This is a genomic window from Pseudomonas sp. P9_31 (genome assembly GCF_034008235.1).
Classification (GTDB): domain Bacteria; phylum Pseudomonadota; class Gammaproteobacteria; order Pseudomonadales; family Pseudomonadaceae; genus Aquipseudomonas.
On sequence record NZ_CP125375.1, the window covers coordinates 1,109,505 to 1,135,753 of the forward strand.

The following is a 26,249-nucleotide window of genomic DNA, read 5'->3' on the forward strand; positions in this document are numbered from 1 at the left end:
TGAGCACCTACGGGGGATTGAGCTCGCTCAATTTGTTCAACGCGTTCAGGTATTCCCGAGGGTTTTCTCCGAGTAAACGGCGAAACATCGCGCTGAACGCCCGAGCACTGCCGTAACCCAGATCACACGCCACGCTCTGCACGCTTTCCCCGGCGAGCAGGCGCGGCAGGGCTTCCATCAGGCGCAGTTGTTGACGCCAGGCATTGAAATTCATCTTCAGTTGTTGCTGGAACAGCCGCGCCAAGGTTCGAGAACTGGCGCCGACCTGCTGTGCCCAGTCTTCCAGGGTATTGGAATGGTCTGGTGCGCGCAGTAGCGCCAGGCAGATGCCCAGCAGGCGTCGGTCCTCGGGCATCGGAATGTGTAGCGGAAGGTTTTCCAGGCTGGCGATCTCTTCGAGCATCAGCCTCTGAATCAATGAGTTTTCCGCGTGTTGCGGACCTTTCACCGCGCGCAGGATCAGCTCGCGCAGCAATGGCGTGACGGCCAGCACGCAGCACTGTTGCAGAGTTGGCGGCGACAGTTCGGCGGCAATGAACAGCGAACGCATGCGCACCTCGCCCGACATGAAAATCTCATGCGCCACCAAGGGCGGAATCCACACGGCTCGGGTCGGTGGAATGACCCAGGCCCCTTGCGCCGTGACCACTCGCATAGTGCCGCAAACGGCGTACAGCAACTGCGCTTCTCGGTGTTGATGCAATTCCTGATGAGCACCGTCCATATAATCTCGCGGATAGGCGCTGACCGGTCCGTGCAGGAAATGGCTGATTAACATGTCAGATCCAATGACTTTATTGTCAGAAATACGCTTTTTCGCCAACTTAGCATAAGCCGCTCTCTATAACGTAAAGCGTGCCGCGATGAACCAGTCCAGAAACGTCCTCCGCTATATCAACGCAGCCCATGTGATCGATCATATGTTCATGTTGATTTTTCCCGCCGCCATTCTCGGCATGACCCAGGCCTTCGCGCTGGACTACGCCGCGCTGATTGGCCTGTCCCTCGGCGGTTTCATTGCCTTTGGCGCCTGTTCATTGCCAGCCGGTTGGCTGGGGGATCACTGGAGTCGACGGAAAATGATGCTGGTGTTTTTTTTCGGTATTGGCGCCTCGGCGATCTTTACCGGCGTGAGCAATAGCGCCCCGATGCTGGTACTCGGCCTGACGCTGATCGGGGTTTTCGCCGCGATCTATCACCCGGTGGGCACCGCGATGCTGGTGGCTTACGCGCAGCATCGCGGCCGGGAAATCGGTATCAACGGTATGTGGGGCAACCTCGGCGTGGCGTTTTCGGCGCTGATCACCGGGCTGCTGGTGGCGCAATTCGGCTGGCGTTCGGCATTCATTTTGCCCGGCGTGGTGGCGATTGTGCTGGGCATCGGTTTCGCGTTTCAGGTGCGCGAAGAACCGATCCCGAAGCGTCCGCACATGCCGCTCAAAGGTGCGGCTGGCCAGCGGATTTCCATGTTCATGGTGTTCGGCGTACTGGCCTTGGCCACCGCGACCGGCGGTGTGGTGTTCAACGCCACGACCATGACCTATCCGAAACTGTTTCAGGAGCGCCTGCACGATTTGTTTGCTTCACCGCAAACTCTTGGCGTCGTGGTCAGCCTGGCGTATGCCTTCGGCGCCGTGGCGCAGTTGAGCATCGGCCGGGTCTTGCATCGTTTCAGTCTGAAATGGCCGTTCATCGTGTTGACGTTGTGCCAAGCGCCGCTGTTGTTCGGGTTGGCCTATGTCGACGGATGGGCTGTGATAGCGCTGGGCGCAGCGTTCATGTTCGTGGTGTTTGGCCAGGTCACGGTGAATGATGCGATGGTCGCCAACTTTGTCGCGGCGCAATGGCAATCCCGAGTCTTTGCGCTGCGTTACTGTTTATCGTTCGGTGCCAGTGCTACCGCGATTCCGCTGATTTCGTTCGTCGAACCGCGCCAAGGTTTTGTAGGCCTTTACCTGATATTGGCAAGTTTTGCGGCGTTGACCTTCATGGCTGCAGTGGTTTTCCCCCGGACACCATCCGAGGCTGCCGTAGAAAAAACGGCGTAACGGCTAACGAATTCCTGCAAATGCTGGCGCAAGGCTAGCATTTGTACGGCTGTGCAAATCATTCCTTTGGCTGATTTTGCTGGCGTTCAAGGGCTCTAGAGTGCTTAGCTTTAGCAGCCAAGACTGTGCAGTCAAAAAGGGACTCTTATGTTGCAGACTCGCGTTATTCCTCCCGCCGAGGGCGCTTACCAGTATCCGCTGTTGATTAAACGGCTGCTGATGTCCGGCGCCCGTTACGAAAAAACTCGCGAGATCATCTACCGCGATCAGTTGCGCTACAGCTATCCGACCCTGATCGAGCGGGTCGCGCGGCTGGCCAATGTGCTGACAGAGGCCGGCGTGAAGGCCGGGGATACCGTGGCGGTAATGGACTGGGACAGCCATCGCTACCTGGAGTGCATGTTTGCCATCCCGATGATCGGCGCGGTGATCCACACCATTAACGTGCGCCTGTCGCCGGAACAGATTCTCTACACCATGAACCACGCCGAGGACCGCTTCGTGCTGGTCAACAGCGAGTTCGTCGGGTTGTACAAGGCGATTGCCGGCCACCTGACCACGGTGGAGAAAACCCTGCTGCTGACCGACTTACCGGAAAAGACCGCCGATTTGCCGAACCTTGTCGGCGAGTACGAGCAACTGCTGGCCGCCGCGAGCCCGCAGTACGACTTCCAGGACTTCGACGAAAACTCGGTCGCCACCACGTTCTACACCACCGGCACTACCGGCAACCCCAAAGGCGTGTATTTCACCCATCGGCAACTGGTGCTGCACACCATGGGCGTGTCGACCATCATGGGCTCCATCGACAGCGTGCGCTTGCTGGGCACCAACGACGTGTACATGCCGATCACGCCGATGTTCCATGTGCACGCCTGGGGCTTGCCGTATGTGGCAACCATGCTCGGGCTCAAGCAGGTCTATCCCGGTCGTTATGACCCCGAATACCTGGTGGAACTGTGGCGCAAGGAGAAGGTGAGCTTTTCCCACTGCGTGCCGACCATTCTGCAAATGGTCCTCAATGCCAAGGCGGCGCAAAACATCGATTTCGGTGGCTGGAAAATCGTCATCGGCGGCAGTGCGCTCAACCGTGCACTGTATGAAGCGGCCAAAGCCAAGGGCATTCAGTTGACCGCCGCTTACGGCATGTCGGAAACCGGGCCATTGGTATCGTGCGCGCACCTTAACGATGAGCTGATGGCCGGCACCGAAGACGAACGCACCACTTACCGGATCAAGGCCGGTGTCCCGGGGCCGCTGGTCGAAGCGGCGATCATCGACACCGACGGCAACTTCCTGCCTGCCGATGGCGAGACCCAGGGCGAACTGGTGCTGCGTGCGCCGTGGCTTACCGAGGGCTATTTCAACGAACCGCAGAAAGGCGCCGAGCTCTGGGCCGGGGGCTGGCTGCACACCGGCGACGTGGCGACCCTGGACAGCATGGGCGTGATCGACATTCGTGATCGCATCAAGGACGTGATCAAGACCGGCGGCGAGTGGATCTCCTCCCTGGACCTGGAAGACCTGATCAGCCGCCACCCCGCGGTACGCGAAGTAGCAGTGGTGGGCATCGCCGATCCGCAGTGGGGCGAGCGGCCGTTCGCCCTGCTGGTGCTCCGCGAAGGGCATCAGATCGGGGCCAGGGAACTCAAGGAACACCTCAAGCCGTTCGTTGAACTGGGGCACCTGAGCAAGTGGGCCATCCCGAGCCAGATCGCCCTTGTTACTGAAATTCCCAAGACCAGCGTCGGCAAGCTCGACAAGAAGCGTATCCGCGTCGACATCACCGAATGGCAGGCCAACAACAGCACCTTCCTCTCGACGCTTTAAGCGTCATCTGGCGTGCCCGAAAGGGCACGCCAGCCCCACCAAGCAAGCGCTTGGCTTGTGAAATCCGAATTTTCAGCCATCCTTGCCGTGCCGACATGTGTCGGACTGGCGAAAGGACTGTTCCAGAGTGGCCGGCAGCTGCAAATCACACTTTAGAGGGATCAAGCACTACTACCTGCTGGCTATAGTCCGCTCACGGATTTTTAAGAACGGAGCACACGCACAAAACGGGGCGATGCAACTTTGGAGTGACTTCGGACCGCTTGGCTTCCGGTCACCCACAGCGTTTTTAAAAGTACTCAGCCATAACAATAATGCACATGGAGTAGCGTCGATGACATCAGTAAACCAGTTCTGGCGCCGGGCGAAACTGCCCCTGGCGGTCAGTCTTGCCTCTTCGCTCGCCGGGCCAGCATTCGGCGTCAGTTTCAACGTCGGTGAAATCGAAGGTCAATTCGACTCATCCCTGTCGATCGGAGCCAGTTGGTCTACTCAGAATCCCAACAAAAACCTCATCGGCGTCAATAACGGGGGCCACGGCCTGTCCCAGACCTCCGATGACGGTCACGCCAACTTCAAGAGCGGCGAAACCTTCTCGAAGATCTTCAAGGGTATCCATGACCTTGAATTGAAATACGGCGACACCGGCGTCTTCGTCCGGGGCAAATACTGGTACGACTTCGAACTCAAGGATGAAAGTCGCGAGTTCAAGGACATCAGCGACAACAATCGCAAGGAAGGCGCCAAGTCCTCCGGTGGCCAGATCCTCGACGCCTTCGTCTACCACAACTACTCCATTGCCGATCAGCCGGGTTCCGTGCGTCTGGGCAAGCAGGTCGTGAGCTGGGGTGAAAGTACTTTCATCGGCGGCGGCATCAACTCGATCAACCCGATCGACGTGTCCGCGTTCCGTCGTCCTGGCGCCGAGGTCAAGGAAGGTCTGATCCCGGTCAACATGTTCTACGTGTCCCAGAGCCTCACCGATACCCTCTCGGCCGAAGCCTTCTATCAGCTGGAATGGGACCAGACCGTCGTCGATAACTGCGGTACCTTTTTCTCCCAGCCCGACATCATTGCCGATGGTTGCGACAACAACCTGCGCGTGCTGAACAAGCGCTCGACCATTCCGGCCGTCGCGCTGGGGCCATTGGCCGCCGCGGGCGTCGACGTCAACGAAGAAGGTGTGCTGGTGCGTCGTGGTGGCGACCGCGATGCGCGGGACAGCGGCCAGTGGGGCGCGTCCTTGAAGTACATGTTCGAACCGCTCGATACCGAGTTTGGCGCGTACTTCATGAACTACCACAGCCGTGCGCCGATCTTCAGCGCCACGGGGGCTCCGCAATCGGTCTACAACGGCGTGGCGGCATTGCCGGCGGCGTTCCGCGCACTGGGGCCACTGGTGGTCGCCGGTAATTCCAAGTACTTCGTCGAGTACCCGGAAGATATCCGCCTCTACGGCCTGAGCTTCTCCACCACCCTGCCTACCGGTACGGCGTGGAGTGGCGAGATCAGCTACCGTCCGAACGCGCCGGTGCAGCTCAATTCCACCGACATCCTGTTTGCTGGCGTGCGCCCGTTGGGCGGCACCCTGGCCAACGCTTCGCTGCTCGACGGCGTGCCTGGTCAGGACTTGCACGGCTATCGCCGCAAGGAAGTCACCCAGTTCCAGACCACCCTGACGCACTTCTTCGATCAGGTCATGGGCGCCAGCCGCCTGACCCTGGTGGGCGAAGTGGGCGTGACCCACGTCGGCGGCCTGGAAAGCAGCTCCGACGTCCGTTACGGCCGTGACCCGGTCTACGGGCCTGGTGAATTGCCGTCTACCGGTGGCCTCGACACCTGTTCGGCGATTCTCAACACCAGCACCATCAACGGTGCCGGCGCAGGTGCTGCCACCAACAACCGCAGCCGCAATTGCAACGACGACGGCTTCACTACGGCGACTTCGTGGGGTTATCGCGCTCGTGCCATCTGGGATTACAACGACGTATTCGCCGGTGTGAACCTCAAACCGAACGTGGCCTGGTCCCATGACGTGAGCGGTTACTCGCCTGGCCCTGGCGGCAACTTCGAGGAAGGTCGTAAAGCGGTGAGCCTGGGTCTGGATGCCGAATACCAGAACACCTACACCGCGAGCCTGGCGTACACCAACTTCTTCGACGGCAAGTACACCACCGTGGATGATCGCGACTTCGTTGCGCTTAGCTTCGGCGTGAACTTCTAAGCACTATTTTCAGGACGAACACATTTATGAAGATAACAAAGAGTCTGTTCCACGTTGGCGTTCTGGGGCTTTCGCTGCTGGCGACCGGTGTCATGGCGGCGGTCCCGGCCGCCGAAGCGGACAAGCTGGGCAAGAGCCTGACCCCGATGGGCGCCGAGATGGCAGGCAACGCCGACGGCTCGATCCCGGCCTGGAAACCCATGCCGAAAAACGCCGGTAGCGTGGACAGCAAGGGTTTTCTGTCTGATCCGTTCGCGAGTGAAAAACCGCTGTTCACCATCACCGCGCAGAACGTCGACCAGTACAAGGACAAGCTCGCACCGGGCCAGTACGCGATGTTCAAGCGCTACCCGGAAACCTTCAAGATGCCGGTCTATCCGTCCCATCGCGGTGCCACCGTGCCGGATGACGTGTTCGCCTCCATCAAGAAGAACGCCACCAACACTAACCTGGTGTCCGGCGGCAACGGTCTGGAAAACTTCGAAACCGCGATCCCGTTCCCGATTCCGAAAAGCGGCGTTGAAGTGATCTGGAACCACATCACCCGTTATCGCGGTGGCAGCGTGACCCGTCTGATAACCCAGGCCACGCCACAGCCGAACGGCTCGTTCAGCCTGGTGTACTTCGAGGACCAGTTCGTGTTCCGCGACAAGATGAAGGATTACGACCCAAAAAATCCGGGCAACATTCTGTTCTACTTCAAGCAGAAAGTGACCGCGCCGGCGCGTCTGGCCGGTGGCGTGCTACTGGTTCACGAAACCCTCGATCAGGTTAAAGAGCCGCGTTCGGCGTGGGTCTACAACGCCGGGCAGCGCCGCGTGCGTCGTGCGCCGCAAGTGTCCTATGACGGACCGGGTACCGCAGCCGATGGCCTGCGTACCTCCGACAACCTGGACATGTACAACGGTGCGCCGGATCGCTATGACTGGAAGCTCGAAGGCAAGAAAGAGATGTACATCGCCTCCGACAGCTACAAGCTCGATTCGCCTCAACTGAAGTACGCCGACATCATCAAGGCCGGTCACATCAACCAGGACCTGGCTCGCTATGAACTGCGTCGGGTCTGGCATGTGGTCGCGACCCTGAAGGAAGGTCAGCGTCACATCTACGCCAAACGTGACTTCTACATCGACGAAGACACCTGGCAGGCGGCAGTGGTCGACCACTACGACGGTCGCGGGCAACTGTGGCGCGTCGCCGAGGCTCACGCCGAGAACTACTACGACAAGCAAGTGCCGTGGTACGCCCTCGAAACCTTGTACGACCTGCAATCGGGCCGCTACCTGGCACTGGGCATGAAGAACGAAGAGAAGTCGGCGTATAACTTCGGCTTCACCGCCAGCACCGCCGACTTCACTCCGGCCGCGTTGCGTCAGGAAGGCGTTCGCTAATACGTTGTAAACCGAGGCCGCATCCTCGAAAAAACGCCCCGACTGGTTCGGGGCGTTTTTTTTCCTTCAAAAGATCGCAGCCTGCGGCAGCTCCTACAGGTTATGCGTACGCCGCGATGTTGCGGGTGTACTCGGTCGGTGCAGGAGCGGCTGCGAACTTTTTGCCGACATTCAGGCGTTATGAGCCGGACATCTCTGGTTGTAGTCTTTTTGTAGCCATTTGTAGCAATAACCTTCAATAGCTCTTCGTTTACCGCTAGGCTGCGGACATCTGTAACGCCGCCATCAGTATTTCAAACAAGAGCCGGCCATGACTGATCTGTCCCCACTTCCGGGCCCTGAAAGCGTTGCCGTCGCGGCACTGGGCGGGCGCTTTTTCCGACCCCCGCTGCCCGACGGCCATGTGCTGCGGCGGCGTCTGTGCGAGCGCCTGAGTGCAGGTCTGGGTGGCAGGTTGTTGCTGATCAGCGCTCCGGCGGGGTTCGGCAAGAGTTCATTGGCAGTGGAGTTTTGTCAGGGTTTACCGGAGCATTGGCAAAGCCTGTGGCTGGGGTTAAGTCCACGGGACAGCGATCCGGGCCGTTTTCTTGAGCGCCTGCTCGAAGGTCTTCAGGAGTATTTCCCGCAGTTGGGCAGCCAGGCGCTGGGGCTGCTGAAAATGCGCCAACGTCATCAGCCGTTTGCCTTCGAAGAATGGCTGGACGGTTTGCTCGATGAGCTGGCGGTGCACCTTTCACCCGGCAAGCCGTTGCTGCTGGTGTTCGATGACTATCATCTGGCCCAAGGCCCGGTGCTTGATCGTTGCCTGCAATTTTTTCTCAATCATTTACCCGATGGCCTGCTGGTCATGGTTACTAGCCGGCAGCGTCCGGACTGGCATCTGGCGCGCCTGCGGCTGTCGCGACAACTGCTCGAGTTGCATGAGCAAGACCTTCGACTGACCCACGATGAAGCCCTGACGCTGCTGGATCGACACAGCATTTCATTGCGTGGCGAGGCGCTGGAGAGTTTGATCCAGCGCAGCGAAGGCTGGGTGGCCGGGCTGCGTTTCTGGCTGCTGGCGGCCTCCGAAGCGGGCAGCGAGGGCGCATTGCCCCAGTCGTTGTACGGTGGGGAAGGGCTGATTCGTGATTACCTGCTCGAAGAGGTGATCGATTGCCTGCCCGCCGAGGTGCAGTCATTCCTGTACGACACCGCGCCACAAGAGCGCTTTTGCAGCGAACTGTGCGACGCCGTGCGCGAAGCTCATGACAGCGCCGAGATCCTGCGTTTCCTGCTGGCGCATCAGGTATTTCTGGTGCCACTGGACGAACACGGTCACTGGTATCGCTATCACCACCTGTTTTCCGACCTGCTGCGCAGCCGGCCCAGCGCCCAGGCGATGGTGCCGACAGCCAGCCTGCATCTGCGTGCCTGCCGCTGGTTCAACACCCAGGGACTACTCGATGAAGCGGTAGAGCAAGCGTTGCGCGCCGGGCACCTGGATGTTGCAGCGAATCTGGTACAAAACCTCTCTGAAGAACAGCTGCTGGCCGAGCAGAACGTCGGCATGCTGCTGCGCTGGAAAATGGACTTGCCCGACAGCCTGCTGATCAGCACGCCACGGTTGATCGTGCTCTACAGCTGGGCGTTGGGGCTGGCCTGTCAACTGGACGCCGCCGAGGAGCTGGCCAGTCACCTGAGCCGCTTCCTGCCAGCGCCATCGGCCACGGCGCAAAAGTCCATGCTGGCGCAATGGCTGGCCCTGAGCGGCATCATTGCCCGGGGGCGAGGCAATCGGCAGCTGACGCTGCTCTATTGCACCGAAGCGCTGGAAAGCCTGCCGGCCAAACGCTATGGACAGCGCCTGATGTGCCTCTCGACATTGTCCAACCTGGCCATTGCCGACAGCGATCTCTGGCGTGCACGAGGGTTGAATCGTGAGTCCCTTGAGCTGGCACAACGGGTCGGTAACCCGTTGTTCGAGGCGCTGGCCCATTACGACCGCGCCCGCGTGTTGCAAGCGCGCGGGGAGATTCTTCGTTCACTGGATGAAGTCCGTCAGGGGCAGCAACGCCTGCAAGGCTTATCCCCGCAACGGCTTTATGCGGTGCGCGCACGTTTGACCTTGTACGAGGGTTTTTTGCTGGCGCTGCGCTTGCAACCCCAGGCCGCGCGGGCGCGTTTGCTGGCGGGGTTGGGGGAAGCCAGGGCCTGTCGCGACATCAGCGTGCTGATCGGCCACTGCGTAATTGCCCGGCTGGACGGCAACAGCGGCGAATTCGCGAAAGCCTTCGCCGAACTTGCCGAGGCCGAGCGGCTGATGCACATCTGGGACGTCCCGCCGATTTACTATCTGGCGATGATTACCCTGGTCAAATGCGAACTCTGGCTGGTCCAGGGCCGCACCGATCTGGCCGAAGCCTGGCTTGCGCGACTGGGCCAGACCTACAACGGCGAGCACCCGGCGGCACCGCCGGAATTCCATCCGCAACTGCCGCTGCACATTGAACTGCAACAGGCGTTGCTGGACGTGATGAAGGGCCAGCCCATGCTCGCCGAAGGGCGCTTGAACGCGCTGCATGAACACGGTCAGCGCACCGACCGGCAGATGCTCAGCGTGATGGCGCTGAATCAGACAATCACGCTGTTGTTGGCGGGCGATCGCGAGCCCGAGGCCCGCAAGGCTCTGATCCAGGCGTTGGAAGCGGCCGCCGGTGGCGTCCTGCAACCGTTCGACCAATTGCTGGCCGAGCACCCGGACTGGCTGCGCGGGCAACTTCAACTCTGTGCGCCAACGGCCGTTTCGCTGAGCCTCTCGGAAAAGCTTCCGGCTCTGGTCTCCCGCCCGATGCTGGAGGCGTCGCCTGCTGCGGAACAACTCAGTACGCGTGAACTGGCCGTTTTGCAACTGATCGCCCAAGGGTGTTCGAACCAGGAAATCAGCGATCAGTTGTTCATTTCGCTGCATACGGTGAAGACCCATGCCAGCCATATCAACAGTAAGTTGGGGGTTGAGCGGCGCACGCAGGCGGTGGCGCGGGCGAAGGAGTTGGGGGTGTTGTCTTAGCTGAGGGACAACGGCATCTCTTAAAGAAAAACGCCCCGAACAAGTCGGGGCGTTTTTCATTGTATTGCCCTTGTCATACCACCAGATCGTTGGCACTAAAGGTGTCCACGCCTACCAGCTGGATTTCGAAATCCGCACCCAGCGTGCCATTGACGTTGCCATACAGCACATGATCTTCGAAACGCAGTTGTCCTGATCCTGTGAACGCATTCGAGTCAATGAAGGTGAAGGTGTTGAACGCAGAGGTGAGCATATTGGCATCGAGTTTCGACAGGTCGATCTTGTCGCCCTGCAGGCTGCTGAAGTCGGTGATGACGTCGCTGGTTGCCCCTTTACCCAGCTCGCTGAGCAAATTGAAAACAAACCGGTCGGCACCGGAGCCGCCCGTGAGGGTGTCTACACCCATGCCTCCCACCAGTAGGTCATTGCCCACACCACCGTCGAGCAGGTCGTTGCCCGCCCCGCCATTGAGCAGGTTATTGCCGTCGTTGCCGTTGATAACGTTGTTCAGGGTGTTGCCGACACCGTTGAGATTGTTGCTGCCGGTGAGGGTGAGGTTTTCCAGATTGGCACCCAGGGTCCAGCTCACCGAAGAGCGCACGGTGTCGATTTCGCTCGCCAGGGTACTGGTCTCGGTGACCGCGTCCTGGAGGTTGTCGACGATATAGGTGTCGTTGCCGGTGCCGCCGATCATCAGGTCGGCACCGGTTCCGCCATCCAGAACGTTGCTGCCGCTGTTGCCGATCAGACGGTTGCCCAGGGCGTTACCGGTGGCGTCGAGGTTGTCGCTGCCGGTGAGGGTCAGGTTCTCGAGGTTGCTGCCCAGGGTGTAGCTGATCGACGACATGACCGTGTCGATTTCGGTCAGCGAGGTGCCGCGTTCGATCACCGTGTCGCCGAGGTTGTCGACGAGGTAGGTATCGTTGCCGGCACCACCGTCCAGGGTGTCGGCCCCGGCCTTGCCGTCGAGGATGTTGGCGGCGGCGTTGCCGAGCAGGGTGTTGTTCAGGTCGTTGCCGATCACGGTGAAGGCACCGAGGCCGGTGACGGTGACGTTTTCGACGTTCTGCAGGTTGCTTTGGCTGAGGTCGACGGTGCTGGTGATCGGGGTCGAGGTGTAGCTGATGTTCAGCAGATCGCGGCCCTGGTCGGCGGTTTCCTGCAGCAGCGCCAGTTCGCCGGCCTGGTCGAGGACGTAGGTGTCGTCGCCGGCGCCGCCGATCAGCGTGTCCAGGCCGGCCGCGCCGTTGAGGATGTTGTTGCCGCTGTTGCCGGTCAGCACGTTGTTCAGGGCATTGCCGAGGCCGTTGAGGTTGTCGCTGCCGGTGAGGGTGAGGTTTTCCAGGTTGGCACCCAGGGTCCAGCTGACCGAGGAGCGCACGGTGTCGACTTCAGATATCAGGGTACTGGTCTCGGCGACCACGTCCTTGAGGTTGTCGACGACATAGGTGTCGTTGCCGAAGCCGCCGATCATCACGTCGACGCCGCTTCCACCCTCCAGCACGTTGTTGCCGTTGTTGCCGATCAGCACGTTGTTCAGGGCGTTGCCGATACCGGTGAGGTTGTCGTTGCCGGTCAGGGTCAGGTTCTCGACGTTGCTGCCCAGGGTGTAGCTGATCGACGACAGCACCGTGTCGATTTCGGTTAGCGAGGTGCTGGTTTCCACCACCACGTCATTAACATTATCCACAACGTAAACGTCGTTGCCTGCACCGCCAGTCATGAGGTCTTGGCCGGAACCGCCATTGAGGGTGTTGGCGGCGGCGTTGCCGGTGAGGCTGTTGTCGAGTTCGTTGCCGATCATATTGAGTGCCGCAGTACCCAGCAGCACGCCGTCTTCGACGTTGGCCGACAGGATGTAGCTCACCGTCGTGCGGATCTGGTCGTGGCCTTCGCCGGTCAGTTCGGTGATTTTGTCGGCGTCGTTGTCGATGATGTAGGTGTCATCGCCACTGCCGCCGACGAGGGTGTCGCCCCCGGCGCCGCCATCCAGCCAGTCGTCGCCGGCACCGCCCTGCAGGGTGTTGACGTAGGCGTTGCCTTGCAGGGTGTTGTTCAGGTCGTTGCCGATCACGGTGAAGGCACCGATACCGGTGACGGTGATGTTTTCGACGTTCTGCAGGTTGCTTTGGCTGAGGTCGACGGTGCTGGTGGTCGGGGTCGAGGTGTAGTTGATATTCAGCAGATCGCGGCCCTGGTCGGCGGTTTCCTGCAGCAGCGCCAGTTCGCCGGCCTGGTCGAGGACGTAGGTGTCGTCGCCGGCGCCGCCGATCATGGTGTCCAGGCCGGCCGCGCCGTTGAGGATGTTGTTGCCGCTGTTGCCGGTCAGCACGTTGTTCAGGGCATTGCCGAGGCCGTTGAGGTTGTCGCTGCCGGTGAGGGTGAGGTTTTCCAGGTTGGCCCCAGGGTCCAGCTGACCGAGGAGCGCACGGTGTCGATTTCGCTCGCCAGGGTACTGGTCTCGGCGACCACGTCCTTGAGGTTGTCGACGCTGTAGGTGTCGTTGCCGAAGCCGCCGATCATCACGTCGGCGCCGAGACTGCCGTCCAACGTGTTATTGCCATTGTTGCCGATCAGCACGTTGTTCAGGGCGTTGCCGATACCGGTGAGGTTGTCGTTGCCGGTCAGGGTCAGGTTCTCGACGTTGCTGCCCAGGGTGTAGCTGATCGACGACGCGACCGTGTCGATCTCGCTCAGCGAGGTACCGCGTTCGATCACCGTGTCGCCGACGTTGTCGACGAGGTAGGTGTCGTTGCCGGCCCCGCCGTCCAGGGTGTCGGCGCCGGCCCCGCCATTGAGGGTGTTGGCGGCGGCGTTGCCGGTGAGGCTGTTGTCGAGTTCGTTGCCGATCATATTGAGTGCCGCAGTACCCAACAGCACGCCATCTTCGACGTTGGCCGACAGGATGTAGCTCACCGTCGTGCGGATCTGGTCGCGGCCTTCGCCGGTCAGTTCGGTGATTTTGTCGGCGTCGTTGTCGATGATGTAGGTGTCGTCGCCACTGCCGCCGACGAGGGTGTCGCCCCCGGCGCCGCCATCCAGCCAGTCGTCGCCGGCGCCGCCCTGCAGGGTGTTGACGTAGGCGTTGCCTTGCAGGGTGTTGTTCAGGTCGTTGCCGATCACGGTGAAGGCACCGATACCGGTGACGGTGACGTTTTCGACGTTCTGCAGGTTGCTTTGGCTGAGGTCGACGGTGCTGGTGGTCGGAGTCGAGGTGTAGTTGATGTTCAGCAGATCGCGGCCCTGGTCGGCGGTTTCCTGCAGCAGCGCCAGTTCGCCGGCCTGGTCGAGGACGTAGGTGTCGTCGCCGGCGCCGCCGATCATGGTGTCCAGGCCGGCCGCGCCGTTGAGGATGTTGTTGCCGGCGTTGCCGAGCAGGGTGTTGTTCTGGGTGTTGCCGAGGCCGTTGAGGTTGTCGCTGCCGGTGAGGGTGAGGTTTTCCAGGTTGGCCCCCAGGGTCCAACTGATCGAGGAGCGCACGGTGTCGACTTCAGATATCAGGGTACTGGTCTCGGCGACCACGTCCTTGAGGTTGTCGACGACATAGGTGTCATTGCCGGAGCCGCCAATCATCACGTCGGCGCCGCTTCCACCCTCCAGCACGTTGTTGCCGTTGTTGCCGATCAGCACGTTGTTCAGGGCGTTGCCGATACCGGTGAGGTTGTCGTTGCCCATCAGGGTCAGGTTCTCGACGTTGCTGCCCAGGGTGTAGCTGATCGACGACGCGACCGTGTCGATCTCGGTCAGCGAGGTACCGCGTTCGATCACCGTGTCGCCGACGTTGTCGACGAGGTAGGTGTCGTTGCCCGCGCCACCGTCCAGGGTGTCGGCGCCGGCCCCGCCATTGAGGGTGTTGGCGGCGGCGTTGCCGGTGAGGCTGTTGTCGAGTTCGTTGCCGATCATATTGAGTGCCGCAGTACCCAACAGCACGCCATCTTCGACGTTGGCCGACAGGATGTAGCTCACCGTCGTGCGGATCTGGTCGCGGCCTTCGCCGGTCAGTTCGGTGATTTTGTCGGCGTCGTTGTCGATGATGTAGGTGTCGTCGCCACTGCCGCCGACGAGGGTGTCGCCCCCGGCGCCGCCATCCAGCCAGTCGTCGCCGGCGCCGCCCTGCAGGGTGTTGACGTAGGCGTTGCCTTGCAGGGTGTTGTTCAGGTCGTTGCCGATCACGGTGAAGGCACCGATACCGGTGACGGTGACGTTTTCGACGTTCTGCAGGTTGCTTTGGCTGAGGTCGACGGTGCTGGTGATCGGGGTCGAGGTGTAGCTGATGTTCAGCAGATCGCGGCCCTGGTCGGCGGTTTCCTGCAGCAGCGCCAGTTCGCCGGCCTGGTCGAGGACGTAGGTGTCGTCGCCGGCGCCGCCGATCAGCGTGTCCAGGCCGGCCGCGCCGTTGAGGATGTTGTTGCCGCTGTTGCCGGTCAGCACGTTGTTCAGGGCATTGCCGAGGCCGTTGAGGTTGTCGCTGCCGGTGAGGGTGAGGTTTTCCAGGTTGGCACCCAGGGTCCAGCTGACCGAGGAGCGCACGGTGTCGACTTCAGATATCAGGGTACTGGTCTCGGCGACCACGTCCTTGAGGTTGTCGACGACATAGGTGTCGTTGCCGAAGCCGCCGATCATCACGTCGACGCCGCTTCCACCCTCCAGCACGTTGTTGCCGTTGTTGCCGATCAGCACGTTGTTCAGGGCGTTGCCGATACCGGTGAGGTTGTCGTTGCCGGTCAGGGTCAGGTTCTCGACGTTGCTGCCCAGGGTGTAGCTGATCGACGACAGCACCGTGTCGATTTCGGTTAGCGAGGTGCTGGTTTCCACCACCACGTCATTAACATTATCCACAACGTAAACGTCGTTGCCTGCACCGCCAGTCATGAGGTCTTGGCCGGAACCGCCATTGAGGGTGTTGGCGGCGGCGTTGCCGGTGAGGCTGTTGTCGAGTTCGTTGCCGATCATATTGAGTGCCGCAGTACCCAGCAGCACGCCGTCTTCGACGTTGGCCGACAGGATGTAGCTCACCGTCGTGCGGATCTGGTCGTGGCCTTCGCCGGTCAGTTCGGTGATTTTGTCGGCGTCGTTGTCGATGATGTAGGTGTCATCGCCACTGCCGCCGACGAGGGTGTCGCCCCCGGCGCCGCCATCCAGCCAGTCGTCGCCGGCACCGCCCTGCAGGGTGTTGACGTAGGCGTTGCCTTGCAGGGTGTTGTTCAGGTCGTTGCCGATCACGGTGAAGGCACCGATACCGGTGACGGTGATGTTTTCGACGTTCTGCAGGTTGCTTTGGCTGAGGTCGACGGTGCTGGTGGTCGGGGTCGAGGTGTAGTTGATATTCAGCAGATCGCGGCCCTGGTCGGCGGTTTCCTGCAGCAGCGCCAGTTCGCCGGCCTGGTCGAGGACGTAGGTGTCGTCGCCGGCGCCGCCGATCATGGTGTCCAGGCCGGCCGCGCCGTTGAGGATGTTGTTGCCGCTGTTGCCGGTCAGCACGTTGTTCAGGGCATTGCCGAGGCCGTTGAGGTTGTCGCTGCCGGTGAGGGTGAGGTTTTCCAGGTTGGCCCCCAGGGTCCAGCTGACCGAGGAGCGCACGGTGTCGATTTCGCTCGCCAGGGTACTGGTCTCGGCGACCACGTCCTTGAGGTTGTCGACGCTGTAGGTGTCGTTGCCGAAGCCGCCGATCATCACGTCGGCGCCGAGACTGCCGTCCAACGTGTTATTGCCATTGTTGCCGATCAGCACGTTGTTCAGGGCGTTGCCGATACCGGTGAGGTTGTCGTTGCCGGTCAGGGTCAGGTTCTCGACGTTGCTGCCCAGGGTGTAGCTGATCGACGACGCGACCGTGTCGATCTCGCTCAGCGAGGTACCGCGTTCGATCACCGTGTCGCCGACGTTGTCGACGAGGTAGGTGTCGTTGCCGGCCCCGCCGTCCAGGGTGTCGGCGCCGGCCCCGCCATTGAGGGTGTTGGCGGCGGCGTTGCCGGTGAGGCTGTTGTCGAGTTCGTTGCCGATCATATTGAGTGCCGCAGTACCCAACAGCACGCCATCTTCGACGTTGGCCGACAGGATGTAGCTCACCGTCGTGCGGATCTGGTCGCGGCCTTCGCCGGTCAGTTCGGTGATTTTGTCGGCGTCGTTGTCGATGATGTAGGTGTCGTCGCCACTGCCGCCGACGAGGGTGTCGCCCCCGGCGCCGCCATCCAGCCAGTCGTCGCCGGCGCCGCCCTGCAGGGTGTTGACGTAGGCGTTGCCTTGCAGGGTGTTGTTCAGGTCGTTGCCGATCACGGTGAAGGCACCGATACCGGTGACGGTGACGTTTTCGACGTTCTGCAGGTTGCTTTGGCTGAGGTCGACGGTGCTGGTGATCGGGGTCGAGGTGTAGCTGATGTTCAGCAGATCGCGGCCCTGGTCGGCGGTTTCCTGCAGCAGCGCCAGTTCGCCGGCCTGGTCGAGGACGTAGGTGTCGTCGCCGGCGCCGCCGATCAGCGTGTCCAGGCCGGCCGCGCCGTTGAGGATGTTGTTGCCGCCGTTGCCGGTCAGCACGTTGTTCAGGGCATTGCCGAGGCCGTTGAGGTTGTCGCTGCCGGTCAGGGTCAGGTTTTCCAGGTTGGCACCCAGGGTCCAGCTGACCGAGGAGCGCACGGTGTCGATTTCGCTCGCCAGGGTACTGGTCTCGGCGACCACGTCCTTGAGGTTGTCGACGCTGTAGGTGTCGTTGCCGAAACCGCCGATCATCACATCGACGCCGCTTCCGCCCTCCAGCACGTTGTTGCCGTTGTTGCCGATCAGCACGTTGTTCAGGGCGTTGCCGATACCGGTGAGGTTGTCGTTGCCGGTCAGGGTCAGGTTCTCGACGTTGCTGCCCAGGGTGTAGCTGATCGATGACAGCACCGTGTCGATTTCGATTAGCGAGGTGCTGGTTTCCACCACCACGTCATTAACATTATCCACAACGTAAACGTCGTTGCCTGCACCGCCAGTCATGAGGTCTTGACCGGCCCCGCCATTGAGGGTGTTGGCGGCGGCGTTGCCGGTGAGGCTGTTGTCGAGTTCGTTGCCGATCATATTGAGTGCCGCAGTACCCAACAGCACGCCATCTTCGACGTTGGCCGACAGGATGTAGCTCACCGTCGTGCGGATCTGGTCGCGGCCTTCGCCGGCCAGTTCGGTGATTTTGTCGGCGTCGTTGTCGATGATGTAGGTGTCATCACCACTGCCGCCGACGAGGGTGTCGCCCCCGGCGCCGCCATCCAGCCAGTCGTCGCCGGCACCGCCCTGCAGGGTGTTGACGTAGGCGTTGCCTTGCAGGGTGTTGTTCAGGTCGTTGCCGATCACGGTGAAGGCACCGAGGCCGGTGACGGTGACGTTTTCGACGTTCTGCAGGTTGCTTTGGCTGAGGTCGACGGTGCTGGTGGTCGGGGTCGAGGTGTAGCTGATGTTCAGCAGGTCGCGGCCCTGGTCGGCGGTTTCCTGCAGCAGCGCCAGTTCGCCGGCCTGGTCGAGGACGTAGGTGTCGTCGCCGGCGCCGCCGATCAGCGTGTCCAGGCCGGCCGCGCCGTTGAGGATGTTGTTGCCGCCGTTGCCGGTCAGCACGTTGTTCAGGGCATTGCCGAGGCCGTTGAGGTTGTCGCTGCCGGTCAGGGTCAGGTTTTCCAGGTTGGCACCCAGGGTCCAGCTGACCGAGGAGCGCACGGTGTCGATTTCGCTCGCCAGGGTACTGGTCTCGGCGACCACGTCCTTGAGGTTGTCGACGCTGTAGGTGTCGTTGCCGAAACCGCCGATCATCACGTCGGCGCCGCTTCCGCCGTCCAGCACGTTATTGCCGCTGTTGCCGATCAGGCGGTTGCTCAGCGCATTACCGGTACCGTCCAGATTATCGCCGCCGGTGAGGGTCAGGTATTCCAGATTGCTAGTGCTGCCCAGGGTGTAGCTGATCGATGACAGCACCGTGTCGATTTCGGTTAGCGAGGTGCTGGTTTCCACCACCACGTCATTAACATTATCCACAACGTAAACGTCGTTGCCTGCACCGCCAGTCATGAGGTCTTGACCGGCCCCGCCATTGAGGGTGTTGGCGGCGGCGTTGCCGGTGAGGCTGTTGTCGAGTTCGTTGCCGATCATATTGAGTGCCGCAGTACCCAGCAGCACGCCGTCTTCGACGTTGGCCGACAGGATGTAGCTCACCGTCGTGCGGATCTGGTCGCGGCCTTCGCCGGCCAGTTCGGTGATTTTGTCGGCGTCGTTGTCGATGATGTAGGTGTCGTCGCCACTGCCGCCGACGAGGGTGTCGCCCCCGGCGCCGCCATCCAGCCAGTCGTCGCCGGCACCGCCCTGCAGGGTGTTGACGTAGGCGTTGCCTTGCAGGGTGTTGTTCAGGTCGTTGCCGATCACGGTGAAGGCACCGATACCGGTGACGGTGACGTTTTCGACGTTCTGCAGGTTGCTTTGGCTGAGGTCGACGGTGCTGGTGGTCGGAGTCGAGGTGTAGTTGATGTTCAGCAGGTCGCGGCCCTGGTCGGCGGTTTCCTGCAGCAGCGCCAGTTCGCCGGCCTGGTCGAGGACGTAGGTGTCGTCGCCGGCGCCGCCGATCAGCGTGTCCAGGCCGGCCGCGCCGTTGAGGATGTTGTTGCCGCTGTTGCCGGTCAGCACGTTGTTCAGGGCATTGCCGAGGCCGTTGAGGTTGTCGCTGCCGGTGAGGGTAAGGTTTTCCAGGTTGGCCCCCAGGGTCCAGCTGACCGAGGAGCGCACGGTGTCGATATCCCACAGCGAGAATCCGGTCTCAATGACCACGTCCTTGAGGTTGTCGACGATGTAGGTGTCGCTGCCGCGGTCGTCGATCATGACGTCGGCGCCAAGGCCTCCGTCCAGGGTGTTGTCGCCGTAGTTACCGACGAGGCGGTTATTCAGGGCATTACCGGTAGCATTCAGGTCGTCGAAGTTGATAAGGGTCAGGTTCTCGACGTTACTGCCCAGGGTGTAGCTGATCGACGACGCGACCGTGTCGATTTCGCTCAACGAGGTGCCGCGTTCGATCACCGTGTCGCCGATGTTGTCGACGTAGTAGGTGTCATTGCCCGCACCGCCGTCCAGGGTGTCGGCCCCACCCCGGCCGTCGAGGATGTTGGCGGCGGCGTTGCCGGTGAGGCTGTTGTCGAGTTCATTACCTGTGAGGCTCAGCGCTGCAGATCCGAGCAGCTCGCCATCCTCGACGTTGGCTTCCAAAGAGTGGCTCACTGCTGTCTTGATCAGGTCGTGGCCTTCGTCAGCCAGTTCGGTGACTTGTACACCATTGTTGAACATGACATAGGTGTCATCGCCACTGCCGCCATTGAGCTTGTCAGCCCCGGCCCAGCCATCCAGCCAGTCGTTGCCGGCCCCACCCAGGAGGGTGTTGTCGTAGTTGTTGCCGATCAGAATATTGTTCAGGTCGTTGCCGATCACGGTGAAGTTGCCGAGGCCGGTGACGGTGACATCTTCGACGTTTTGCAGGTTGCTTTGGCTGAGATCGACGGTGCTGCCGGCCAGGGTCGAGGTGTAGTTGATGTACAGCAGGTCGCTGCCTTGATCAACGTCGTCCTGCAGTAGCTCCAGTTCGCCGGCCTGGTCGAGGACGTAAGTGTCGTTGCCGGCGCCGCCGATCAGCGTGTCCAGGCCGGCCGCGCCGTTGAGGATGTTGTTGCCGTTGTTGCCGGTCAGCACGTTGTTCAGGGCGTTGCCGATACCGGTAAGGTTATCGCTGCCGGTGAGGGTGAGGTTTTCCAGGTTGGCGCCCAGGGTCCAACTGATCGAGGAGCGCACGGTGTCGATTTCGCTCGCCAGGGTGCTGGTTTCGGTGACTGCGTCCTTGATGTTGTCGACGATGTAGGTGTCATTGCCGGAGCCACCAATCATCACGTCGGCACCGAGGCTGCCGTCCAACGTGTTATTGCCAGCGTTGCCGGCGAGGCGGTTGCTCAGCGCATTACCGGTACCGTCCAGATTATCGCTGCCGGTGAGGGTCAGGTTCTCCAGATTGCTGGTGCTGCCCAGGGTGTAGTTGATGGATGACATGACCGTGTCGATTTCGGTCAGCGAAGTGCTGGTTTCCACCACCACGTCATTAACATTATCCACAACGTAAACGTCGTTGCCTGCACCGCCAATCATGACGTCTTGGCCAGCACCGCCATCGAGAACGTTGCCCAGCGCATTACCGATCAGCTCATCATCAAAGGCCGAACCGGTGGCATTTTCGATTTTGGTGCCAAAGGCGATCGCCAGCCCGTCATTGATCAGTTCCAGGTTCGCAATGTCGATGAATGCCTTGCCGATGTTGCTGAACTCGCCCTCATTCAGGTTCAGTCTGACGGCCGCCTGCTGGTTGCTGGCATCGATCGTATCGTTTCCGCCGGCATCCCAGATGGTTTCGAACACTGATTGGTCGGGTGCCCAGCGATAGACGTTGTCACCGGTTTGCCAAAGCATGTTGGCGCCGTAAATCTTCTGGATAGCGATAATATCCAGCAGCATCGGTGTCGTCGGCTGATAGGAATACGCATTGTTGTAGCTCATGATCGTGTAATGCGAATCATCGAGCAGGGGCGAGATCAGCGTGCTGTTGGATTGGCTCGACTCGAATGGATGCTTGAGGCCCAGGGAATGACCGATTTCATGCACGAACGTCATGAAGTCGTAGGTGCCTTTGACGGGCGCAGCGTTGTTCGTCTCCGGCCCGATCCAGACATCCCCGCCCGCCGGTGTCCGGTCGGGGAAGTAGGCCCAGGCAGCGGCGTCGTCGTCCATGTCCCAATAGCCGCCGAATCGCAAGTCGCCCACGGTGTTGATGTTGTCATTGACCAGAGTGAACTTGACGTTGGCCACGGCGCTCCAGGCGCCAAGCGCACCGGTCACGGCGTTTTGTTGGGCCGATGTCAGGGCAAAACTATTCAGGAACTCGTTGTGGGGGCTGTAATCAGCAGTGAAATACGACTGGCCGGGTTGGATGAAACTGTAAGTCAGTCGTGTCGCGAATATATCTCCACCGAAGTCAGGGCTCAGCCAGGAGGTGCCGTAGATCAGGCTGTCGACTTGTTGGTTGCCGGTCAGAAAAGATGGCTTTGTTAAAACATAACCGCGAGGAGACGACATTTTTTAATATCCTGAAAGAGCCGCGACCGTCCTGTATGTGGTCGCTACAAGAAAGCGATTTTGCATCAGGATCAGCGTCAATTGATATCACATGGCCATTATTTTTTTATTTATGACGTCAAAAAAATGGCCGGCGAATCTGTGTCGGCGCGCTCCAGTGAGTCTTGAGGAATGCGCGCTGGTATCCTGTTCGAAATTGACTAATCAGGACCTCCCATGAACGCTCCGACCCCAGCGCTCATCCGCGAAACCTTCCCTGTCGGCCCCCTCCAATGCAACTGCACAATCATCGGCGACCCCATTACCAAAAAAGCCATCGTCGTCGACCCGGGCGGCAATCACGAACTGATCCTCGCTCGCCTCGACGCGTTGGGCTTGAAGGTGGTCAGCATCATCCACACCCATGCGCACCTCGATCATTTCCTGGCCTCCGGTCAGTTGAAGGAGAAAACTGGCGCAACGCTGCACCTGCATAAGGAAGATCAATTCCTCTGGGACAATCTGGAGATGCAGTGCCAGATGTTCGGCGTGCCCTACACCCCGGTGCCATCGCCGGATCGCTGGTTGGCCGACGATGAAGAGCTGGCTTGCGGTTGTGGCGTGGCGTTGCACACACCGGGTCATACGCCCGGTTCCATGAGCTTCTGGTTTTCAGAGGCTAAGCTGCTGATTGCCGGTGACACGTTGTTTCGTCGCGGGGTAGGGCGTACGGATTTGTGGGGTGGCGATCAGGCGACCCTCGTGCGTTCGATCAAGCAACGGTTGTATACCCTCGACGAAGAGGCAACCGTGGTGGCCGGGCATGGCCCGGACACCTGTCTGGGCGATGAAATGCGCGGCAACCCCTTTGTGCGAGCCTGATGCTGCAGTTGTGAAAGGCACGACGGAATTTTTGGCGTTGCCCATGATCCAACGCCCGCATAGGTTCATTGCTTAAGTCCGTTGCACCACAGAATGCAAAAAAGTAGGAGCTCCTCCATGTTCACCTCGCGTCGTTTGATTGTTGTCGCTACTGCGGTGGCTCTGTTGTCTGGTTGTGCATCGCCGAACCCTTATGACAACCAGGGTCAGGCTGATGGTGGCTCCACGGGCATGAGCAAAACCGCCAAATACGGTGGCCTCGGCGCCCTGGCCGGTGCGCTGGCCGGTGCTGCCATCAGTCACGATAACCGTGGCAAGGGTGCGCTGATTGGTGCCGCCGTGGTGGGGGCTTCCGCCGCCGGTTACGGTTACTACGCCGACCAGCAGGAGAAAAAACTGCGGGCCAGCATGGCCAACACTGGGGTTGAAGTGCAGCGTCAGGGCGATCAGATCAAGCTGATCATGCCGGGCAACATCACGTTCGCCACCGATTCGGCGAACATCGCGTCGAGCTTCTACCAGCCGCTGAATAATCTGGCGGGCTCGCTCAAGGAGTTCAACCAGAACCAGATCGAGATCGTCGGCTACACCGACAGCACCGGTAGCCGTCAGCACAACATGGACTTGTCCCAGCGTCGCGCCCAGAGCGTGGCGACGTACCTGACCTCCCAGGGTGTCAGCGGCACCAACCTGTCGGCGCGTGGTGCCGGGCCGGATAATCCGATTGCCAGTAACGGCGATGCCAATGGCCGGGCACAGAACCGCCGCGTCGAGGTCAACCTGAAGGCGATTCCAGGTCAGGAATATCAGCAGCAGGGCCAGCCTGTTCAGCAGTATCAGTAACAGCCTGACTGAATCCCAGGCGTACAAAAAACCGCCCGATCCTCAACAGATCGAGCGGTTTTTTGTTGTCTGCTCAGGCCCTATCGCGAGCAGGCTCGCTCCCACATTAGACCGAGTTGCTGGATCGGTACGCGGTCATATGTGGGAGCGAGCCTGCTCGCGATGAGGCCCGCGCTGGCAAAAGCCTTCAGAAACAAAAAAGCCCTCGGACAATCGCTTGTCCGAGGGCTTTTTGTGTCGCGCGAAACCTGATTACTTCTTCAGGCCGTAATGCTCATCGAGCATGCCCGGCGCGTTCGGGGCTTTGGGGGCGTAGTCGCGAGGCGGCTCCTGATCGCGCGGTGGCGTCAGGCGCTCCCGTGGAGCCTGCGCCGCGTCGGCGTGCAGGGCAGCCAGCAAGCGTTGGCGAGTCTGCTCGTCCAGGGCCAGACGGTTGGCACCCTCGGTGAGATGATCCTGCACTTCCTGATAGCTTTGAGTCAGTTTCTTGACCAGTGTTGCAGTGCTGTTGAAGTGGGTGACCACTTCGTTCTGGTAACTGTCAAAACGTTCCTGAATATCATCCAGCTGACGTTGCGTGCGGTTAGGCGCGGCATTCGGCACCAGGCGAGCGATCAGGAATCCAATGGCGACACCCACAACCAGGGCAAGAGTCGGCAACAACCAAACTAAGAGCGAGTGTTCCACGAGTCCTTCCTCTATAAACGGCTTTGCTTTACGTTAACGGCTCGAACCTGCGCTGTATACCGCGATTCACTCGCAATAGATTGGCACAGACAATTGGCTAGACGAGTCGACCCGATTCGAGGTCACGGAGTTCCTTCCTTGCTTATGCGCGAAACCCCTGTAGTGATTGATGGCCCGGTCGGCCAACTCGAAGCACTTTACCTGGACAACGACCAGCCCCGCGGCCTGGCGCTGATTTGCCACCCGAACCCGGTGCAGGGCGGCACCATGCTCAACAAGGTCGTCTCGACCTTGCAGCGCACCGCGCGCGACGCCGGTTTGATTACCTTGCGTTTCAACTACCGTGGCGTCGGCGCCAGTGAAGGCGCACACGACATGGGCACCGGCGAAGTCGACGATGCCCAGGCGGTGGCCGAGTGGCTGCGGGCCAAACATCCAGAAATACCTTTGACCCTGTTCGGTTTCTCCTTCGGCGGTTTTGTGGCAGCAAGTCTCGGTGGGCGTCTGGAAGCCGGGGGCGAGCAGCTCAAGCATCTGTTCATGGTCGCGCCCGCCGTCATGCGCCTGGGCGATCAGGATCAACTGCCGCACCAAGGTGCATTGACCCTGATCCAGCCGGAAACCGACGAAGTCATCGATCCGCAGCTCGTTTACGACTGGTCCGACGCACTCGATCGCCCCCATGAGCTGCTGAAAGTGGCAGAATGCGGACACTTTTTTCATGGCAAGCTGACCGATCTCAAGGATCTGATCCTGCCGCGTCTTTCGAATTGATTGCAGTCTGACAAGCGATTACCCATGACGACTCGTACCCGTATCCTCACCGGCATCACCACCACCGGCACGCCGCACCTGGGCAACTACGCCGGCGCCATCCGTCCGGCGATCGTCGCCAGCCGTGACAGCAATGCTGATTCGTTCTACTTCCTGGCCGACTACCACGCCCTGATCAAATGCGATGACCCGCTGCGCATCCAGCGCTCGCGTCTGGAAATCGCCGCGACCTGGCTGGCCGGTGGCCTGGACGTGGACCGCGTGACCTTCTATCGCCAGTCCGACATCCCGGAAATCCCTGAACTGACCTGGCTGCTGACCTGCGTGGCCGCCAAGGGCCTGCTCAACCGCGCCCACGCCTACAAGGCGTCGGTGGACAAGAACGTCGAGACCGGCGAAGACCCGGATGCGGGCATCACCATGGGCTTGTACAGCTACCCGGTGTTGATGGCTGCGGACATCCTGATGTTCAACGCTCACAAGGTGCCGGTCGGCCGTGACCAGATCCAGCACGTGGAAATGGCCCGGGACATCGGCCAGCGCTTCAACCACTTGTTCGGTCAGGGCAAAGAGTTCTTCACCATGCCTGAAGCGTTGATCGAGGAGAGCGTGGCCACCTTGCCGGGCCTCGACGGTCGCAAGATGTCGAAGAGCTACGACAACACCATTCCGTTGTTCAGCAGCGCCAAAGAAATGAAGGACGCGATTTCGCGGATCGTGACCGACTCCCGGGCTCCGGGCGAAGCGAAGGATCCGGATAACTCGCACCTGTTCACCCTGTTCCAGGCGTTCGCCACCCCGGCGCAGGCCGACGAATTCCGCAGCGAACTGTTGCAGGGCCTGGGTTGGGGCGAGGCGAAAAATCGTCTGTTCCAGTTGCTGGACAGCGAATTGGGCGAATCCCGTGAGCGTTATCACCAGTTGATCGAGCGCCCGGCGGATCTGGAAGACATTCTGCAGATCGGCGCCAAAAAGGCCCGCTCGGTGGCGACACCGTTCCTCCACGAACTGCGCGAGGCGGTCGGCCTGCGTTCTTTCGTCGCCCAGACCCAAGTCGCGGCCACTACCAAGAAGAAAGCTGCGAAAGCCGCGCGCTTTGTCAGCTTCCGCGAAGATGACGGCAGTTTCCGCTTCCGTCTGCTGGCCGCCGATGGCGAACAACTGCTGCTGTCGCGCAACTTCGCCGATGGCAAAACCGCAGGGCAAGTGACCAAGCAACTGCAATCCGGTCAGCCATTGGACGTGCGCAGCGAAGACTTGAGCTTCAGCGTCTGGCTGGAAGGCGAGTGCGTTGCCGACAGCCCGGCCTTCGCCGACACGACGGCTCGCGATGCTGCCATCGACGCGTTGCGGGTTGCCCTGACACCGGTTCAGGAATAATCAACGGCTCGGTCCGACCAAGGGCCGATTGCCATTCCCACGGGCCG

13 protein-coding genes are annotated in these 26,249 nt (G+C 60.7%); 9 read left to right on the top strand and 4 right to left on the bottom strand.

Going from position 1 to position 26,249, the window contains the following annotated elements; all coding sequences use genetic code 11:
• Nucleotides 1-7: 7 nt before the first annotated feature.
• Nucleotides 8-778, bottom strand: coding sequence for a helix-turn-helix transcriptional regulator (locus QMK51_RS05165; protein ID WP_320393337.1), 771 nt, complete (start codon nucleotides 776-778; stop codon nucleotides 8-10).
• A gap of 85 nt (nucleotides 779-863) precedes the next feature.
• Here QMK51_RS05165 and QMK51_RS05170 point away from each other — a divergent pair, with 85 nt between their 5' ends.
• The 5 genes from QMK51_RS05170 to QMK51_RS05190 all read left to right on the top strand — a co-directional run bounded on the left by QMK51_RS05170 (nucleotide 864) and on the right by QMK51_RS05190 (nucleotide 10,542).
• On the top strand, nucleotides 864-2,048 hold the full coding sequence (locus tag QMK51_RS05170) for an MFS transporter (RefSeq protein WP_320393338.1): 1,185 nt from the start codon (nucleotides 864-866) through the stop codon (nucleotides 2,046-2,048).
• Between the two features lie 147 nt (nucleotides 2,049-2,195).
• The gene (locus QMK51_RS05175; protein WP_320393339.1) at nucleotides 2,196-3,878 is read left to right on the top strand and encodes a fatty acid--CoA ligase; all 1,683 of its coding nucleotides are present in this window, start codon (nucleotides 2,196-2,198) and stop codon (nucleotides 3,876-3,878) included.
• 334 nt (nucleotides 3,879-4,212) lie between these two features.
• A complete protein-coding gene (locus QMK51_RS05180) occupies nucleotides 4,213-6,102 on the top strand; it encodes a DUF1302 domain-containing protein (protein WP_320393340.1) in 1,890 nt (629 codons plus the stop codon).
• Between the two features lie 26 nt (nucleotides 6,103-6,128).
• Entirely contained in the window at nucleotides 6,129-7,493 is a 1,365-nt protein-coding gene (locus QMK51_RS05185) for a DUF1329 domain-containing protein (RefSeq protein ID WP_320393341.1), read from the top strand.
• A gap of 310 nt (nucleotides 7,494-7,803) precedes the next feature.
• Complete coding sequence (locus QMK51_RS05190) at nucleotides 7,804-10,542, top strand: LuxR C-terminal-related transcriptional regulator (RefSeq protein ID WP_320393342.1); 2,739 nt, start codon at nucleotides 7,804-7,806, stop codon at nucleotides 10,540-10,542.
• Between the two features lie 73 nt (nucleotides 10,543-10,615).
• Here the strand turns inward: QMK51_RS05190 and QMK51_RS05195 are convergent, their stop codons facing one another.
• Nucleotides 10,616-12,874: a calcium-binding protein gene (locus QMK51_RS05195; protein ID WP_320393343.1), complete on the bottom strand. Its 2,259-nt coding sequence runs from the start codon at nucleotides 12,872-12,874 to the stop codon at nucleotides 10,616-10,618.
• Nucleotides 12,875-12,879: 5 nt separating this feature from the next.
• Nucleotides 12,880-21,657, bottom strand: coding sequence for a M10 family metallopeptidase C-terminal domain-containing protein (locus QMK51_RS05200; protein ID WP_320393344.1), 8,778 nt, complete (start codon nucleotides 21,655-21,657; stop codon nucleotides 12,880-12,882).
• Between the two features lie 216 nt (nucleotides 21,658-21,873).
• Here QMK51_RS05200 and QMK51_RS05205 point away from each other — a divergent pair, with 216 nt between their 5' ends.
• Together QMK51_RS05205 and QMK51_RS05210 are read left to right on the top strand one after the other, a co-directional pair.
• The gene (locus tag QMK51_RS05205) at nucleotides 21,874-22,518 is read left to right on the top strand and encodes an MBL fold metallo-hydrolase (protein ID WP_258699130.1); all 645 of its coding nucleotides are present in this window, start codon (nucleotides 21,874-21,876) and stop codon (nucleotides 22,516-22,518) included.
• Between the two features lie 117 nt (nucleotides 22,519-22,635).
• Nucleotides 22,636-23,361, top strand: a complete 726-nt coding sequence (locus tag QMK51_RS05210) for an OmpA family protein (protein ID WP_320393345.1) — start codon at nucleotides 22,636-22,638, stop codon at nucleotides 23,359-23,361.
• Nucleotides 23,362-23,613: 252 nt separating this feature from the next.
• On the opposite strand, the gene QMK51_RS05215 is transcribed toward QMK51_RS05210, so the two are convergent.
• A complete protein-coding gene (locus tag QMK51_RS05215; RefSeq protein WP_258699132.1) occupies nucleotides 23,614-24,048 on the bottom strand; it encodes a YhcB family protein in 435 nt (144 codons plus the stop codon).
• A gap of 144 nt (nucleotides 24,049-24,192) precedes the next feature.
• Between QMK51_RS05215 and QMK51_RS05220 the strand changes: the two genes are divergently transcribed.
• Together QMK51_RS05220 and QMK51_RS05225 are read left to right on the top strand one after the other, a co-directional pair.
• Complete coding sequence (locus tag QMK51_RS05220) at nucleotides 24,193-24,822, top strand: alpha/beta hydrolase (RefSeq protein WP_320393346.1); 630 nt, start codon at nucleotides 24,193-24,195, stop codon at nucleotides 24,820-24,822.
• Between the two features lie 24 nt (nucleotides 24,823-24,846).
• Nucleotides 24,847-26,202 carry a tryptophan--tRNA ligase gene (locus tag QMK51_RS05225; protein ID WP_320393347.1) on the top strand — a complete coding sequence of 452 codons (1,356 nt, stop codon included), beginning with the start codon at nucleotides 24,847-24,849 and terminating at the stop codon, nucleotides 26,200-26,202.
• Nucleotides 26,203-26,249: the final 47 nt, after the last annotated feature.